This window comes from Mariprofundus sp. EBB-1 (genome assembly GCF_003665155.1).
In the GTDB taxonomy this organism is placed as follows: Bacteria; Pseudomonadota; Zetaproteobacteria; order Mariprofundales; family Mariprofundaceae; genus Mariprofundus.
Genome location: NZ_RCFQ01000007.1, coordinates 38956 through 53277, shown reverse-complemented (window position 1 = coordinate 53277; position 14322 = coordinate 38956). Strand labels below are relative to the sequence as shown.

Genomic DNA, 14322 nt, shown 5'->3' with positions numbered 1-14322 from the left:
AGAAAAACGCAGATTAGGCTAATGGCAAGAGATAAGGAGAGATGCCGGCTTAGAGATGTCATGCTTGGTCCGGATTGAACAGATAACCCTGACCACGGCGATTCAGGATACACGTTTTACCCAATTTTTTTCTTAATTTACTAATGTAAACCTCAATGACATTACTCTCTTTTTCTGAGTCATAGTTGTACACATGTTCAAGCAGATGAGAGTCACTGAAGACATGGCCAGGATGTAACATCAGATATCGCAGTAATCGAAACTCCACGCCTGTCAGGCTAATCGTGACAGGTTGATGATTAATCAATTTCGATACGCTTTGTGTTGCCTCATCCAACCTGAAGTTACCGGATTCTATCTGTCCTCCGGCATTGCCTTTTGAGCGACGAATTAATGCATCGATGCGGGCAAGAAGCTCTTCAATATGAAATGGTTTACTCAGATAGTCATCGGCTCCAGCGCGGAAACCATCTACCTTTTCATGCCATGCATCGCGTGCGGTTAAGATGAGCACAGGCGTAGAAACCTGTTTACTGCGCCACTGCTTGAGTACATCAATACCCGATACTTCGGGCAGACCGAGATCAAGAATAATCACATCGTAGGGCTCGTTTTCACCCATGAAAAGTGCTTCGGTGCCATCAAATACTGTGTCCACGGCAAAACCATGTTGTTTGAGCTGCATGGTCAGATTGGCAGACAGCATTTCGTCATCTTCAACCAATAATAGTCGCATTTAGTCCCTCTTTAATGAAATCATACGTCCGCTTCGTGCATCAAGGAGCATTTCCATAATGACACCGTCGTCCCCCAGTAGCTCAATTTCATAGACAATTTCGCCACTTTTTTCCTCTAGATCAACTTCCAGCACGTTGCCTGGATAAAGTGCGTTGGCCTGTTTGATGATGTCAGATAGAGGCAGAATTTTACCCTGCTCAAGCAACTGGCGAGCGCGTTCATGGTCATCATCCGCCCATGCCGTGGAGGCCGTAGAAATGATCAACAGCAGTATCATGGTCCATGTCAGTCGCACTATTTTCATACTGTTTGTTTAATCCTCCCACGCGCCATAACCCGGAATAGTGACGCCATGTTCATTAAACTGTCCCTCTGCAGCACCTGTATGGCAAGCAATACAATTCGCAGCTGATCCAACCTTGGTATTGTCACGAATCATGCGTTGCGGAATTTCATCGTGTTTACGCAGTATATAGGGCAATGTTGATATTCTCAGTGGTGCATCGTTAGCTCTGATTGAGCGTAGTATTTTAGTGCTTTTTCGATTGGCTTGGTGGTCTGCTGACTCAGCTACCAGATAGCTGGTGATGGTGTCGTTACTCATCTGATCCAATTCAGCATTCTCACCAAAATGATCATCCAGATTACGCATCATTTTTTTCCATGAGCGGGCAGGTAGCCAGCCGGGCTGATAGGCAAAGTGGCATGCGCTGCATTCGGTGGCATATAGGGCATTGTTTATCGCTGGTACAGTAGAGGTGCGTTCAAATGTGCCACCCCAGTGGCTTTCGCTATCTTTGTCGGCCAATGCGATATTGGAAACTGATAATATGATGCTGGATACCATCACAATGGCTCCGACTAATATTGTTTTATTCATTGTTTGCTCCTTTTGTTATTTGATGTTGTTTTTATTGGCTCTGGAAGTAGGCCAGAAAATCACCTTTCTCTTGTGCGGTGCAGGTGCGATTCATGGTCCATTTGCAGTTGCGTAAGAACCATTTTTCAATTTTTACAGGATCGTTGAATCGATCCGGGCTGCTCGACACGGCCATCGGCGCAATCACTTTTCCCGTTTTGATATGCGATCCTGATGTTGTGAGTGTGGTGGTATGACAGCTGGCACAATTAACCTGCTGGCCTGTTTTTTTCTGGGTAAATGTCTGAGTCCACATGGATTGTCCGCGAGAGGAGGAGAATGCAGTCGCTCCTTCATTGCGATAACTGTCCTGTAAGCCTGTGATGACGGCTTCAGATGCCTGAGCGCTCCAGCTGCACATGCATAGTATGATGATGGTAAGGTATTTCATCTGCTCTCCTTTTGTGTTGTATTATATGGTTTTAGTGTGGTTGTTATCAGTTGTCGGCGGTGTGAGATCTGATCCATTAACAGCGTGGAAAAATGATGTAAATCAACGTTCATGATGCTGACTCCGTACTTTTTTATAGCCGGTAATCATGGCTTTCATCAGGTTTTGTTGTTGCAGGATGCTCTCAACGAGCACGCCTGCGATATGCAACAGAACCGCCAATATCAGTGTATCTGCGATCAGACTGTGCAACTGTTCTATGAATATGATGCTATCCAAGTTCATGTCGGCCATTCGATGTGCGAAGGGAATAACATCATTCTCAAGACCATAGAGCATGATACCGCTGATTGTGAGTATCAGCAGACCTGCCAGTAGAAAGAAGATCATCACGCCACCTGCGGGGGTATGGCCAGAATGATGCGAAGGTTTCCAGAAAACCAGGCTGAGCAGGTGATTTTTGATCTGTGTGATCGAATAGATGAAATCAGAGAATCGTGCGTGTTCTGTACCGAATATGCCCCAGAATAGTCTGAATATGATCAGGCCGAACACAATACTTCCGAGCAGGACATGCAGTTTGAGCATGTCATCTTCCACGTAATATGCGGCAAGAAAACACACTGCCAATAAGGCATGAAAAATACGCAGTAGAGGATCCCAGATCAGTATCTGTTTGGTGTTGTTCATGTGGCGAACAATAATAAGGTAAACTGAAATGAAGCTGAATCTGTGGTGATTAATCCGTTATTGATTCAGAGGATGAAAGTAATAGATTCAATGAATGGCAAAAATAACCATCGCATCTACGCATCATTTGAGCGAGATACTGTCTGATCAGGTTGCGCTCTGCATGTTAAGTGAGATGCAGTTCAGGGTGTTCGAGTGCGATAATTCATTTTTCCAAGCCGATGAAGTACTGAAAAATAAACGGGTTGATGTGTTGATTGCGTATGTGACAAGTGCCAATCAATTGCAACATGTACGAAATATCATTCATCACTATCCAAAGCTTAAAGTCGTGATTACCGGAGTGAATGATCGAGATGTGATTTTCGAATATATCCAGCTCGGTGTAAAAGGTCATCTGGGCGATGATATCTCTGAGGAATTGCTAAAACGTGCCATCAAGGTATTGCATCAGGGCGAAGTGTGGTTTGATCGGGAAGTGTCAGCCAAGGTATTGGCGATGTTTATCGGGCAAAGTGCAGCTGCCAATTATTCTGCCAGTCATCCACTGTTATCGGATAGAGAGATGGAAGTGATGGAGTGTGTGTCACGCGGTATGAAAAACAAAGCGATTTCAGAGACACTCTTTATCTCCGAAAGTACGGTGAAGACCCATCTCTATAAAATATATGACAAACTTGGCGTGAAGGATCGGATGTCGGCCGTCCTGAAAATGAAAGCATGTTAGGTGCAGGTGAAAGCGTGTCAGTGCATTGCCAGTGGAAGCGGTAGAGGTGTTATTATGAAAATCTTTGTACAGGAAACAGAGACTGATCTTGCCGCTTTATTACAAAAGCTTGGCCATGAAGTTGAATCCTATCCTGCAACGATACGATATGGAGATTTAGAAGAAAGAGTGCATCAAGGTGACCTTGTTTTCTGGAATCAAATCCCTCCACATGGTTTTATTGGTTCAAAGGCACATGTCATATTGATGAGCGCTACGATAACAGACACTCAGGAGTATGCGGCGGCTAAAGCGGGAGCGCTTGCTTATATTCCTGATCATATGCCAGAGCATATGCTCAAACATGTGATTGAGAGCGTTGCTAAAGGTGAAACGTGGATTACGCGCCATACGATTGCCAGAATGTTCGATGAATACGCGAAATCTATGGATAACCCACAAGTCTCTTAATCAAGTTTGTTGGTTCGGTTATGCTTTGGCCAATCGCTTATTTAGCGGATAGAGCCAATGCTGCGAAAGCGGAAATGCCGGAATGCATGGATGATTCATCAATATCAAAATTAGGGTGATGTAAGGGGTAGCGGGTTTCAGGACTGCCGCCGGTGCCGAGACGGAACAGGCAGCCGGGTATCTCACGCATGAATTCGGCGAAATCTTCTCCACCCATGGACGGTTCTTGAATGTCGAGGCATTTGATATTTGGAGTGAGTGTCTGAAATATATCTGAAGCACGTTGCAAGAGGGTGGGGTTATTTGTAAGCACTGGTGTAGCCTGTTTGAGCACAAATTTACTGCTTGCCCCCCAGGCTTCAGATGTTTGACGAATAATGTGATCCATACAGGTGCGGATCTCTTCATGGACTTCCGGGTGCAGGCTGCGGAAGGTGCCTGAAAAACTGATGTGATCTGGAATAACATTACCGGCGTGACCGGCATGAATTTGACCAATGGTGAGGACGGCCTGATGCAGAGGATTCACCCGCCTGCTGACAATATGATGCAGCGCCTGAATCACATGGCTGGCAACCAGAATCACATCGATACATTCATGCGGGCGGGCGGCATGGCCACCCCGACCATGAATCTCAACGTCAAACATATCAGCGGCGGCACACATGGGGCCATTTCTTAAACCAATGGAACCGGCTGGTAGATATGGATAGACATGCAGCGCATAAATCTGTTCGGGTCGAAGCTCTTTGCAGACACCATCGGCAAGCATGGCGGCAGCCCCCTGACATGTCTCTTCAGCCGGCTGAAAAATAAACGCAATATTATAATCCAAGGCCTCTTTGCACTGGCTGAGCAGGCAGACGGTACCCAGCAGTATGGAGGTGTGTGCATCATGCCCGCAGCTATGCGATACATTGGCTACTGGGGATGAGTAGGATTGGTTTTTGCCATCCTGAATAGGCAGGGCATCCATATCTGCACGAAAAGCGATCCACGGCTTGTTTTCATCAATATGCAGACAGGCCAGAACACCGTGACCTCCAATATGTTCGCGAACCTCTAAACCTGCATTGCGACACACGGTTGCCACCAACTGAGCCGTCTCTTTTTCATGTCCTGAAAGTTCAGGTTGTTGATGAATAAGGCAGCGAGTGCGAATGACTTCGGGCAGCAGCGTATCAATCGCTGCCTCCAGTTGTGTGGCATTCAGATGTTTGAGGTCGTCTGTGCCTGTTGCGATGTTGTTGATATTGATTGATTCGAAACTCATAAGGTCCATCCGTCCTGTTCCCGCATTGCTTTTACCATGGCGGGAAAATCATCTGTTGTTTCGTACAATTGCCGTTGCATTTCTGCACCACCACCATGTTTACGCCAGTGTGGAAGACGTGCAAAAACTATATCCAATTCAGCGCTGTCGGCGCCCTGTTTGGCCAGTCTATCAAGCCGTTGCTCTAACCAGTCAAGCAGCGGCATCAGCTCTTCAGTTAGCGGGTCAATGATGGTGGCATGCATACCATAACGGCAAGCGCGCCAACGGTTTTCCCGAATCAGAGAGGGGTGTACACGCGGTAGCTGTGCTTCATGGAGACTGCCTGCTGCAGCAATCGCTTCTGCCCGTACATAGGCAATATAAGCTGCTGTATCATCTATATTGCCGGGCATATCACCGATGCGCACTTCCAAGGTACCAAAGTTCGGGTGAGGACGCATTTCCCACCAGATGTCGCGCACCGAATCGATGCTGCCAGTAGCTTTGAGGCGGGAGGCACAATGTTCAAAGTCTTGCCAGTCGTTGAAATAAAATGGCATGCCTCCCTGACTTAAACCTTCGAATATCTTGATTCGACTGGATGCCAGCCCAGTCCTTTCACCATGCCAGAAGGGCGAGTTGGCTGAGATGGCCAAAAACATGGGCATGATGGGTAAGAGCTGATTCATGGCATGGATGCAGGTATCACCATCAGGCATGCCGATATGGGTATGGATACCACAGATATTAAAGCGACGCGCCACCCAACGCAGACGGTTGAGTAGTTGTGCGTATCGCGGATCATCACTAATCCTCTGATCACGCCAGTGCGAAACAGGATGTGTACTGGTGCTGAGCAGAGCGGTTGGCTGATCTTCTAATACGGTATGAATGTGACGATACAGATCCAGTAACTGCTGCATGGCAGCAGGCGTGCTCTCGTGGATGTCGGTATTGATTTCAATAATAGAGCTAAACAGTTCGGGCTTAATGCGTGGCGTTGCTTTGATCCGCGATAATATATCCGGTGCAGCAGGGATTTGCTCACCGGAGTTAGTATCCACTGTCATCCACTCCATCTCTACACCCAGTGTACCGAGCCTGGAGTCATGGAATGGAATGCAATCGCTTTTATTCAATCTTCATCACCATCACTAAAGTATAACCTGCTTATCTGTTGGAATGAAGTGTTGGCATTTCTATGGTTGGCATTTATACGGCACGGCCAGTGGCATGAAAACTTAGAGACTGAAAACCTGAAACAATAATCAGGTTGCGAACTGTGACGTTAGTTATGACAAATGCAGCAGGGCACGACCAAACCCACTTGCCCTATGATGCTGAAGGATTAAATGTGATAAACACACTGGCTATTTTGATGCGATTACCCTGAATAAGATGCTGCGTTCAATTGACTTTATGCGGGTGTAGTCCAATCATTCCGCCGGAATATTCTAGGAGAACCTTAGCATGTCGAATCAAGATCAATCAGAGATTGTTGTATCCATCAGGAAGAAACAGGAAAATATCGCGTTGACGATTGGCGTGATCTTTGCAATGACGCTATCTGTTTATTTCTTCACTTATGCGATGGTGACAGATAAGGGTTTAACGAATGTGCTTTGGGCGATGGGAATATCCAGCGTTGTCATTGTGGCTATGCTGTTTCGTCTGCAATCCGTAGCATTTTTTGTTGCTCGCATGTGGCTTGGCAAGCGGGAAGGGTATCAGGACGTATTGTCGGGTATGACTGCCAGCAAAGATTAATGCTTTATCTGTTCTGGTGCCTTGATTGATGACTGTTGAGACTTCCGCATCAATTGACGCGTATCATTAAATATATTCCATCGTAGTTAAAGGGGCCCCACCCAACTGTGTGAGAAAACGTTAAGTTTCGGTAATTCTTGCATGGCTTGTAATGCAATCGCTTTATTACTAAAACCAGTCACTCGGATTCGCGTCCACTCTTTCCCCTCTATATAGGTAGTGAATGGTTCTGCCGGGATACCGAGTCCTTTGACCCGGGAAAGCAGCTGATCAACGCCTTCAGTTCCGCGAACTGAAGCCAGGTTAATAACCCATCCGGGGAATGTGCTGTCAAGGCTATGGCTGACCTTCACGGCCGTTTTCGGGGCGGCTGCAATTGTATCTACTCCTTTTGGAATTATTGCTGCTGACACTGCTTTTTTTCGCGTTACCGGGGCTGAAGCGGCTACCTTTTGAATCGCCGGGGCTGACACTACTGCTTTCGGTATTGTTGCGCTTGGCATGGACACTTTTGGCGCTGCCTGAACTGGAGCCGCTGAACGTTGTTGTTGGGATGATGCAATGAGCGTGTTGAGTTTATTTAGTTTCGAAGTCATCGCTTGTATTTGTATGTCTATACGTTCTGCTGCAGCCATATTTGATTCTATGGCATTCAGTTTGTTTTCAATGTTGTGAAGCTTGGCCATATCTTCTGTTGGAGTCCGATCTGGAGTAGTGAAAAAATAAAGAGAGAACACCACTGCGATGCAGATCGTGGTGCTTATTATCATACCACTGATGGTGCCGTAGTGGTTGGGGTGGATCTCGCTAACTGGTGAGGGATCTAAATCAGGGGAGATGATGTTGAGTGAATAGTATTTTCCGCCATCCTGCTGTGGCATGCCGACAATAAACTCTTCAAAGGGTTCCGATACCCACTCAGAATTCGTGAGAGCTGCGGAGGTTTTTTGATTGTCACCTTCGAATTGTTTCTTCTCTTCAAAAACCGAATCTACAAAGCCGTAAAAAAGATCGTAATCTTCTTCAGTGATTGGTTCGTTGTTATCTTTTTTGTCCATGAAAAACCACGTTGTATATTTGTAGGAATCCCCTCATCTATCTAGGAGTCTGTCGGACTTATAAGAGATCTACTGCGCGGCAGAGATAGCGGCCCAAAACATCCTGATTTATCGCCACATAGTTAACACTATGCTCTTCAAAATCATGCTATTTTTGACTCGCTCTCCCGCTCGCTCGCTACGATCACCCTAAGTCCGGCAGACTCCTCTCTGTATGCATGAAATAACCGTAAGCCGTGGTTATTGCATCAATTCCCCTGCCGGAAACCATACGCAAAGAACAGAACAGTGAAAGAGGAAAGTGAATAGTCGAGAACACAGCATATCAGATGGATAATAAAGTAGCTCTATTACATCATTGCATCAGACTTGCGGGATGCTGCAGATGGTGAAAGAAATGCGTTTAGAGTTGAATTAACACATTCGATGCATATAAATTGTGAAGTCATTGGCCAGATAATCTGTGCGCAACTGGCTCTGCGGTGTGATAGATCTGCACCAGTCAAGCATGTGTTCCGGATCAAAAGCAACCATCTCTCCAAGTAGTGCGTGGTCACAATATTGTGCATTGAGCATATTGAATGCCACGCCCTGGCTGCATAGTTCAAACATGTGCTGGATCATGCGTTTGGCGTAATGACCATCATCGTGAAGGTTCCAGTTCAGCGTGCCGGATAAGATAAGCCAATCAAAGGATTTTTGCGGCCAGTTGAAATCGAATAGTTCACCGCATTGCAATTTTAATTGAGGGTTCATGGTTTTGGCTGTGTCGAGAATATCGGGCGAAAGATCAATGCCAGTATAGTTCACGTGAATGGCCTGACCATTCAACCAGCTTTGCAGATCAGCAAAACCACAACCAACATCGAGCAGGGAATCACCATTTTGAATGCCGATCTCTGATAGCACTTTAAAGCGCTGTTTTTGAATGCCGCGTGTACTCCAGAACAGTGTTTCAGGGCCATAACCATAATGCATCAGGCTTTGGCGATGGCGTTCAACCATTGCCTGGCGTTGTTCGGTATCCATTATTTTGGCAGATTGTAGTTATAGCGCCAGGAGATCAGTCTGATACCGATAGTGATCAGCACAACAGCCCAAATGATGAGACCAATAGAAAAGTTCAAGTAATCAAACAGCAGAAAGGAAGCTGCGCCGATAAGACTGGCAGAGGCATAAATTTCTTTTTTAAGCATAAAGGGGATTTCTGCCACCAACATGGCACGCAATACACCGCCACCGGTTGCGGTCAGCATGGCAATGAAAATGATGCCGGTAACACCGAGTCCGGCCTGATCAGCAATCCATGCACCGACCAAGGTAAAGACACCGAGTCCAATAGCATCAAAGATGATTAACCAGGATTCCTGTTCACGAATCTGACGGCCCCAGAAAAAAGCTGCGATGCCGGTGAAAATGGCAATCAGAAGATATACTTCATCCACAAAGGCAGCCGGCGGGTGGCGACCAAGTAGTGCGTCGCGCATCATGCCACCACCGAGAGCTGTGACGATGGCCAGCACTACCGCGCCCATGAGATCCAGTTTTTTGGTCAATGCGCGCAGCGCACCGGTCAGTGCAAATACGGCAGTACCGAATAGATCAAGCAGGTGAATCGACATCGGTAATTGCATGTTGGCAGTGAGCATAATTCCTCCCGGCATCGTATCCAAGATGCCAGATGATGAGTGGTTTGTTGTTGATGTGTGTACGTTTATCCGGGCACAGACAGAGGGGGAAGACTAGTCGTCGAAACTCGCAGAGGCATGATTTTCAAAGCGCGTGAATTTATGCACAAAGGTTAGTTTCACATCACCAATCGGGCCGTTACGTTGTTTGGCAATAATGATCTCTGCCAAACCTTCGTTTTCAGGTTTTTTGTTATACACTTCATCACGATAGATAAACATGATCACATCGGCATCCTGCTCGATTGCACCGGATTCACGTAGATCAGACATCACCGGACGTTTGTCGGCACGTTGCTCGAGTGAACGGTTGAGCTGGGAGAGGGCAATAACAGGCACACTTAACTCTTTTGCCAGGCCTTTGAGTGAACGGCTGATCTCAGAGACTTCCTGCGCTCTGTTCTCTGAATTACTGCGCCCGGACATCAGCTGGATATAATCGATGAGCACCATATCAAGGCCTTTGTTTTCACGTTTCAAACGACGACACTTGGAACGCAGTTCCATCACAGAAATAGCTGGTGTATCATCAATGAAAATATTGGATTCTGCCAAAGAGCCACTGGCCGCAGCCAGTTTGCGCCAGTCTTCAGCAGAGAAACGGCCGGTACGCAGGTTGGACATATCCACGCGTGCCTCACAGGCCAGCATACGCATGGCAATCTGTTGACTCGACATTTCCAGAGAAAATACGCCGACTACGCCGCTGTTGTCATCGTCACCACGCATGGCTGCATTTTGAGCCAGATTCATGGAGAAGGCGGTTTTACCCATACTTGGACGACCCGCGACAATGATCAGATCACCGCGCTGCATACCAGCAGTTTGGATATCGAGATCTGTAAATCCGGTGGGGATGCCGGTAACAACCTTTTTCTGGGCGTAGCGGTCTTCCAATTCCTTATATGTTTCGAGCATCAGATCACTCATTTTGGCAAATGAGGGGCGTGATCGATTGAATGATTCCGCGATTGCGAGAATATTCTTCTCGGCCGTATCGAGATGTTCGTTTACTTCGCGCGCGCTCTCCTGATATACATCCTGAGATACAGTGCTGCAGACAGAGAGCAGTTCGCGCAACACAAAGCGTTCGCGAATAATGCTGGCGTAGTGTTTAACATTTGCCGATGTAGGAACAGCCGTAACCAGTTCAGCCAGATAGGCTTCACCACCACAGGAAGCAAGCTCATCACGACGTTCGAGATGATCTTTAATCGTTAGCGCATCAACAGGTTGACCTTTGCCATTGAGTTCAAGAATGACAAAAAAGATGCGTGCATTGGCTTCAACATAGAAGTGTTCAGGTTGCAGTGTGCCTTCCAGACGCTCCAGTGCTTCAGGGTCAAGCATGATTCCCCCCAGTACCGCCCGCTCTGCATCGTGTGCGTGGGGCGGGATACGCTCTCTGAGCGTATCAGTACGGAGGGGAATCAGTTGACTCAATGCGATCTATTCAGCGATCAGTGTTTTTCTGATTCAACCTTGATGCTGATTTCAGCAGTAACATCAGGATGCAGACGTACACGGAAGCTATGATCGCCAACGGTTTTGATCTGCTCATCAAGCAGAATGTTACGACGCTCAATGCTCTGGCCATTTTCGTTCATGAGCTCAGCCAGTTCGTGTGTGGTCACAGAACCATACAGATGTGTACCATCTGAAGTGGCGCGAACAACTTCCAGCGTGAGTTCAGAAAGCTTAGCTGCTTCAGCCTTGGCAGTTTCCAGTACTGTAGCCTGTTTTGCTTCAAGCTGAGCGCGACGACGTTCAAAGGTCTTGCGGTTGCCAGCATCAGCCACACTTGCTTTACCCTGTGGTAGCAAAAAGTTGCGACCATAACCAGCGCGAACGTTGACTTCATCACCAACATTTCCCAAACCTTCAACACGTTCCAAAAGAATTAATTGCATTTTATCCTCCAACTACCGGGATTTTCCGGCGATAATCAAACCAAATATCCAGTAGGCCAATGATCACAAAGGGGATGATCATGACCGACCAGATTAGTAACATCAAATACATCATGGCGATTGAAAGCATCATACCCTTTGCTTTCAACCAGCTATGTCCAACTGCAACACCCTGCATCGCTAACATACCACCGGTAAGGATGGCCGCGTTACTGGCAATATATTGCAAATCGCCAGCGCCAGTGAAGTTCATCAACAGCAGTAAAACCAAAAACACATAAGCGATTGGCTTACCAAATCGCAACGTTAATAACGTTGCCGTATCACCCTGATAAAAACCGTATTTGCTGGCAAAATGCCGTGCAAATACAAGATTACTCCACCAGGTTAGCCAAATGCCGAAAGCCATCAAACCAGGTAGTATAGCTACCATCATTTCACGACCTTGCTCAAGCATTTGAGCCGCCTCATGATCACCGGCAACTATCTGCCCATTTGCCGTAATCTGTTGCTCTACACCTTCAAACATTGGTGCAAGCAACTGATTTACCCATTCCTTCATGCCAACATCATGCATCATGGCTGCGATAGCAAGTGCAATGAAGCTCATGCAACCCAAGCCAAGTGCTAACCACTCAGCACTCTGTTTGACACCATTCGGACGCATCATGAACAGAGCGCCAACCATGGGTAACAAACCGTAGGCTACAAATACAATCAGTCCGGGCACAAAGGCAAAGCCTGTGATCAGCATGACTGCAATGGCTGTGATGGCACTGACATGGCTGGCAAATATTAATCCGCCGCCAAATGTCACCAGGGCTACCACGGCAGGAACAAACATATGAATCGTCAGTCCGATCATGGTGGCAACCAATAACAGGAAGGGCGCAAGCCCCTGTGAGAACAATGGCAGCCACACAACACTCATCAACATTACCAGCATTAAAACTGCACATGGTAAACGATGCGTCAGTACAAAAGCGACCATCTTAGGCATGGGTTGTGGGGCAGGTGACTGCTGTTGAATCATGATCCTGTCAGCTCAGTGTGTAACGTAGACCCTTGCTGAATCAATCGTGATGCAGTGGGGTGAATGGAACCAGTGCCAGTACGCGTGCACGCTTAATCGCAGTAGTCAGGAAACGCTGGTGTTTTGCACAAGTGCCAGTCACGCGTGAAGGCAGGATCTTGTAACGCTCGGTGATGAAACCGCGCAGCATGTCCGGGTCTTTGTGATCAATAAGGATGGTTGTGTCTGCACAAAATTTACAAAATTTACGACGGCGCTGAAAACGGCCGCCAGCACCACCGCTACGCTGTGGGCGCTGTGGGCGTTGTGGGCGGTCGCCCTGAGGACGATCACCTTGTGGACGAGCACTCTGTGGACGGTCAGTCGTCGCAGCTGGTGCAGCTTTTTTTACTTCTTCAGTCATATCTAACTCCTTAATCTCTCTGTTTGAGGCATTCATCTGTGGTGAGAGCGGGTTACGTTAAAACCCTGCATGCATCTACCCAGATTTCTACCTGTCCCCAGCAAGGGTTGTTGTCCTTGCTATAAAATCGTCTGCGTAAGCAACCATCGATCATCACGTTTTGACCTTCTAAGGCCAACAGCGTTTGAGCAATATCGCCATTACTACGCAGTGGCATTGGCTGTTCCTCTTGTACTTCGTCACGAGCTGGTCCCAGCTTGGGGCGCGTAGTAAACAGGTCAGCGGTCAGTGCTAGAGAACCATCAGGTGTCCAGCGTTGGCACATGTTTTCAAGCCGGCCCGCAACGCGGACACGGTTAAAATCAGGCGCTTGCTTCTGCTCCATCAGCCTTTTCCGTTGTTGCTTCAGCTGCAGCTTCTTCAACTGCAGGTGCTTCTTCAGCAGCAGTTTCTACAGTAGCTGTTTCTGCAGCAGCGGATGCTTCACTTTCTTTTTCTTCAGCAGCAGCTTCTTCACGCTTAGCAGCGGCTTGAGCTGATGCTTGAGCGCGACGTAGCAATGGAGATGCTTTGTCAGAAAGTTCAGTAAGTTTGGTGGTCAGGCAACGGATGATGCGTTCTTCAAGGCTGATTGCATGTTCCAATGTTTTAAGGGCTTCAGCACTGCCATCAGTAACGAGAAGAATGTAGTTACCACGTTTACGGTTAGCAATAGAATATGCCAACGGACGTGAACCCCAATTTTCGCGTTTAACAATGCGGCCACCGACTTTTTCGACTTTAGCGATGAGATCATCGGTAAGTGCTTCGGTGTTTTCCTGAGAGATATCAGGATTAACGATAAAAATAGTTTCGTAATACAAAACGGCGCTCCTCTAGGTGTACTAACGTACGCCCCGGTACGATTTAGCGCGTCCGGAGCAAGGTATTTTCTACATAGTTTCCCATGCAGTGGCGCCGCATCATAAGAACTAATGGAGTGATTGCAAGAAATCTTCTGATGGGAGCAGGGTGATTAACTTGAAAAGTTTAAAGTTTTGCACTGAAATCCTTCTGTAAGAATTTATCCTGGGCACTAAACGATAAGAATAGTGATAGTAAATGGTGAACTTTATAATGCGATTACGCTACAGATTGGCGGTGTCGGGGATACGGGAAAAGGCCTGTGATATGGTTTGAATTATTGCGCTGATTTAGTTTAATTCATTAAAATTGAAACCAGACTTTTTTAAATATTGTGCTATCCTTCCATAGTGAAATTTCTTTGAAGGGATGCATACGGTTTAATCGCAA

The 14322-nt window shown here is 47.0% G+C and carries 19 protein-coding genes; 3 read left to right on the top strand and 16 right to left on the bottom strand.

Annotation, left to right across the window (positions count from 1 at the left end):
- Positions 1-58: 58 nt before the first annotated feature.
- The 5 genes from D8Y20_RS04500 to D8Y20_RS04480 form a co-directional block, all read right to left on the bottom strand.
- Positions 59-736 carry a response regulator transcription factor gene (locus D8Y20_RS04500; RefSeq protein ID WP_121541849.1) on the bottom strand — a complete coding sequence of 226 codons (678 nt, stop codon included), beginning with the start codon at positions 734-736 and terminating at the stop codon, positions 59-61.
- Positions 737-1042 (bottom strand): PepSY domain-containing protein, encoded by a 306-nt coding sequence (locus D8Y20_RS04495; RefSeq protein ID WP_121541848.1) that lies wholly within the window; start codon positions 1040-1042, stop codon positions 737-739.
- A gap of 9 nt (positions 1043-1051) precedes the next feature.
- Positions 1052-1618, bottom strand: a complete 567-nt coding sequence (locus tag D8Y20_RS04490) for a diheme cytochrome c (RefSeq protein ID WP_121541847.1) — start codon at positions 1616-1618, stop codon at positions 1052-1054.
- 31 nt (positions 1619-1649) lie between these two features.
- Positions 1650-2048 (bottom strand): DUF1924 domain-containing protein, encoded by a 399-nt coding sequence (locus D8Y20_RS04485; RefSeq protein WP_121541846.1) that lies wholly within the window; start codon positions 2046-2048, stop codon positions 1650-1652.
- Between the two features lie 102 nt (positions 2049-2150).
- Complete coding sequence (locus D8Y20_RS04480) at positions 2151-2738, bottom strand: cytochrome b/b6 domain-containing protein (protein WP_121541845.1); 588 nt, start codon at positions 2736-2738, stop codon at positions 2151-2153.
- 94 nt (positions 2739-2832) lie between these two features.
- On the opposite strand from D8Y20_RS04480, the gene D8Y20_RS04475 reads away from it, so the two are divergent.
- Positions 2833-3465 (top strand): response regulator transcription factor, encoded by a 633-nt coding sequence (locus D8Y20_RS04475; protein WP_121541844.1) that lies wholly within the window; start codon positions 2833-2835, stop codon positions 3463-3465.
- Positions 3466-3519: 54 nt separating this feature from the next.
- Entirely contained in the window at positions 3520-3915 is a 396-nt protein-coding gene (locus D8Y20_RS04470; protein ID WP_147434017.1) for a hypothetical protein, read from the top strand.
- Between the two features lie 37 nt (positions 3916-3952).
- Here the strand turns inward: D8Y20_RS04470 and D8Y20_RS04465 are convergent, their stop codons facing one another.
- Entirely contained in the window at positions 3953-5188 is a 1236-nt protein-coding gene (locus tag D8Y20_RS04465; RefSeq protein ID WP_121541842.1) for a M20 family metallopeptidase, read from the bottom strand.
- Complete coding sequence (locus tag D8Y20_RS04460) at positions 5185-6309, bottom strand: YbdK family carboxylate-amine ligase (protein ID WP_121541841.1); 1125 nt, start codon at positions 6307-6309, stop codon at positions 5185-5187. The genes D8Y20_RS04465 and D8Y20_RS04460 overlap by 4 nt, the downstream gene beginning before the upstream one ends.
- A 331-nt stretch (positions 6310-6640) precedes the next feature.
- On the opposite strand from D8Y20_RS04460, the gene D8Y20_RS04455 reads away from it, so the two are divergent.
- Positions 6641-6937, top strand: coding sequence for a hypothetical protein (locus D8Y20_RS04455; RefSeq protein WP_121541840.1), 297 nt, complete (start codon positions 6641-6643; stop codon positions 6935-6937).
- Between the two features lie 86 nt (positions 6938-7023).
- Here the strand turns inward: D8Y20_RS04455 and D8Y20_RS04450 are convergent, their stop codons facing one another.
- The 9 genes from D8Y20_RS04450 to rpsF all read right to left on the bottom strand — a co-directional run bounded on the left by D8Y20_RS04450 (position 7024) and on the right by rpsF (position 13892).
- A complete protein-coding gene (locus D8Y20_RS04450; RefSeq protein WP_121541839.1) occupies positions 7024-7995 on the bottom strand; it encodes an SPOR domain-containing protein in 972 nt (323 codons plus the stop codon).
- Positions 7996-8409: 414 nt separating this feature from the next.
- Positions 8410-9024 (bottom strand): trans-aconitate 2-methyltransferase, encoded by a 615-nt coding sequence (locus tag D8Y20_RS04445; RefSeq protein ID WP_121541838.1) that lies wholly within the window; start codon positions 9022-9024, stop codon positions 8410-8412.
- The gene (locus D8Y20_RS04440; protein ID WP_121541837.1) at positions 9024-9644 is read right to left on the bottom strand and encodes a trimeric intracellular cation channel family protein; all 621 of its coding nucleotides are present in this window, start codon (positions 9642-9644) and stop codon (positions 9024-9026) included. The genes D8Y20_RS04445 and D8Y20_RS04440 overlap by 1 nt, the downstream gene beginning before the upstream one ends.
- A gap of 93 nt (positions 9645-9737) precedes the next feature.
- On the bottom strand, positions 9738-11126 hold the full coding sequence (gene dnaB, locus D8Y20_RS04435; protein WP_121541836.1) for a replicative DNA helicase: 1389 nt from the start codon (positions 11124-11126) through the stop codon (positions 9738-9740).
- Between the two features lie 17 nt (positions 11127-11143).
- Positions 11144-11593, bottom strand: a complete 450-nt coding sequence (gene rplI / locus D8Y20_RS04430) for a 50S ribosomal protein L9 (protein WP_121541835.1) — start codon at positions 11591-11593, stop codon at positions 11144-11146.
- 1 nt (position 11594) lies between these two features.
- Positions 11595-12626 carry a DUF2232 domain-containing protein gene (locus D8Y20_RS04425; protein ID WP_121541834.1) on the bottom strand — a complete coding sequence of 344 codons (1032 nt, stop codon included), beginning with the start codon at positions 12624-12626 and terminating at the stop codon, positions 11595-11597.
- A 40-nt stretch (positions 12627-12666) separates the two neighbouring features.
- Positions 12667-13029: a 30S ribosomal protein S18 gene (gene rpsR, locus D8Y20_RS14010; protein ID WP_121541833.1), complete on the bottom strand. Its 363-nt coding sequence runs from the start codon at positions 13027-13029 to the stop codon at positions 12667-12669.
- A 52-nt stretch (positions 13030-13081) separates the two neighbouring features.
- The gene (locus tag D8Y20_RS04415) at positions 13082-13414 is read right to left on the bottom strand and encodes a hypothetical protein (RefSeq protein ID WP_236075248.1); all 333 of its coding nucleotides are present in this window, start codon (positions 13412-13414) and stop codon (positions 13082-13084) included.
- On the bottom strand, positions 13392-13892 hold the full coding sequence (gene rpsF / locus D8Y20_RS04410) for a 30S ribosomal protein S6 (RefSeq protein WP_121541832.1): 501 nt from the start codon (positions 13890-13892) through the stop codon (positions 13392-13394). The genes D8Y20_RS04415 and rpsF overlap by 23 nt, the downstream gene beginning before the upstream one ends.
- Positions 13893-14322: the final 430 nt, after the last annotated feature.

Excerpts from the sequence above, each read along its gene's own strand:
- D8Y20_RS04480 (WP_121541845.1), bottom strand. The coding sequence starts at position 2,738 with ATGAACAACACCAAACAGATACTGATCTGGGATCCTCTACTGCGTATT.
- D8Y20_RS04475 (WP_121541844.1), top strand. The coding sequence starts at position 2,833 with ATGGCAAAAATAACCATCGCATCTACGCATCATTTGAGCGAGATACTG.
- D8Y20_RS04415 (WP_236075248.1), bottom strand. The coding sequence starts at position 13,414 with ATGGAGCAGAAGCAAGCGCCTGATTTTAACCGTGTCCGCGTTGCGGGC.
- D8Y20_RS04465 (WP_121541842.1), bottom strand. The coding sequence starts at position 5,188 with ATGAGTTTCGAATCAATCAATATCAACAACATCGCAACAGGCACAGAC.
- D8Y20_RS04455 (WP_121541840.1), top strand. The coding sequence starts at position 6,641 with ATGTCGAATCAAGATCAATCAGAGATTGTTGTATCCATCAGGAAGAAA.
- rpsR (WP_121541833.1), bottom strand. The coding sequence starts at position 13,029 with ATGACTGAAGAAGTAAAAAAAGCTGCACCAGCTGCGACGACTGACCGT.
- D8Y20_RS04425 (WP_121541834.1), bottom strand. The coding sequence starts at position 12,626 with ATGATTCAACAGCAGTCACCTGCCCCACAACCCATGCCTAAGATGGTC.
- D8Y20_RS04500 (WP_121541849.1), bottom strand. The coding sequence starts at position 736 with ATGCGACTATTATTGGTTGAAGATGACGAAATGCTGTCTGCCAATCTG.
- rplI (WP_121541835.1), bottom strand. The coding sequence starts at position 11,593 with ATGCAATTAATTCTTTTGGAACGTGTTGAAGGTTTGGGAAATGTTGGT.
- D8Y20_RS04470 (WP_147434017.1), top strand. The coding sequence starts at position 3,520 with ATGAAAATCTTTGTACAGGAAACAGAGACTGATCTTGCCGCTTTATTA.
- D8Y20_RS04440 (WP_121541837.1), bottom strand. The coding sequence starts at position 9,644 with ATGCTCACTGCCAACATGCAATTACCGATGTCGATTCACCTGCTTGAT.
- D8Y20_RS04445 (WP_121541838.1), bottom strand. The coding sequence starts at position 9,024 with ATGGATACCGAACAACGCCAGGCAATGGTTGAACGCCATCGCCAAAGC.
- D8Y20_RS04485 (WP_121541846.1), bottom strand. The coding sequence starts at position 2,048 with ATGAAATACCTTACCATCATCATACTATGCATGTGCAGCTGGAGCGCT.
- D8Y20_RS04450 (WP_121541839.1), bottom strand. The coding sequence starts at position 7,995 with ATGGACAAAAAAGATAACAACGAACCAATCACTGAAGAAGATTACGAT.
- D8Y20_RS04490 (WP_121541847.1), bottom strand. The coding sequence starts at position 1,618 with ATGAATAAAACAATATTAGTCGGAGCCATTGTGATGGTATCCAGCATC.
- D8Y20_RS04495 (WP_121541848.1), bottom strand. The coding sequence starts at position 1,042 with ATGAAAATAGTGCGACTGACATGGACCATGATACTGCTGTTGATCATT.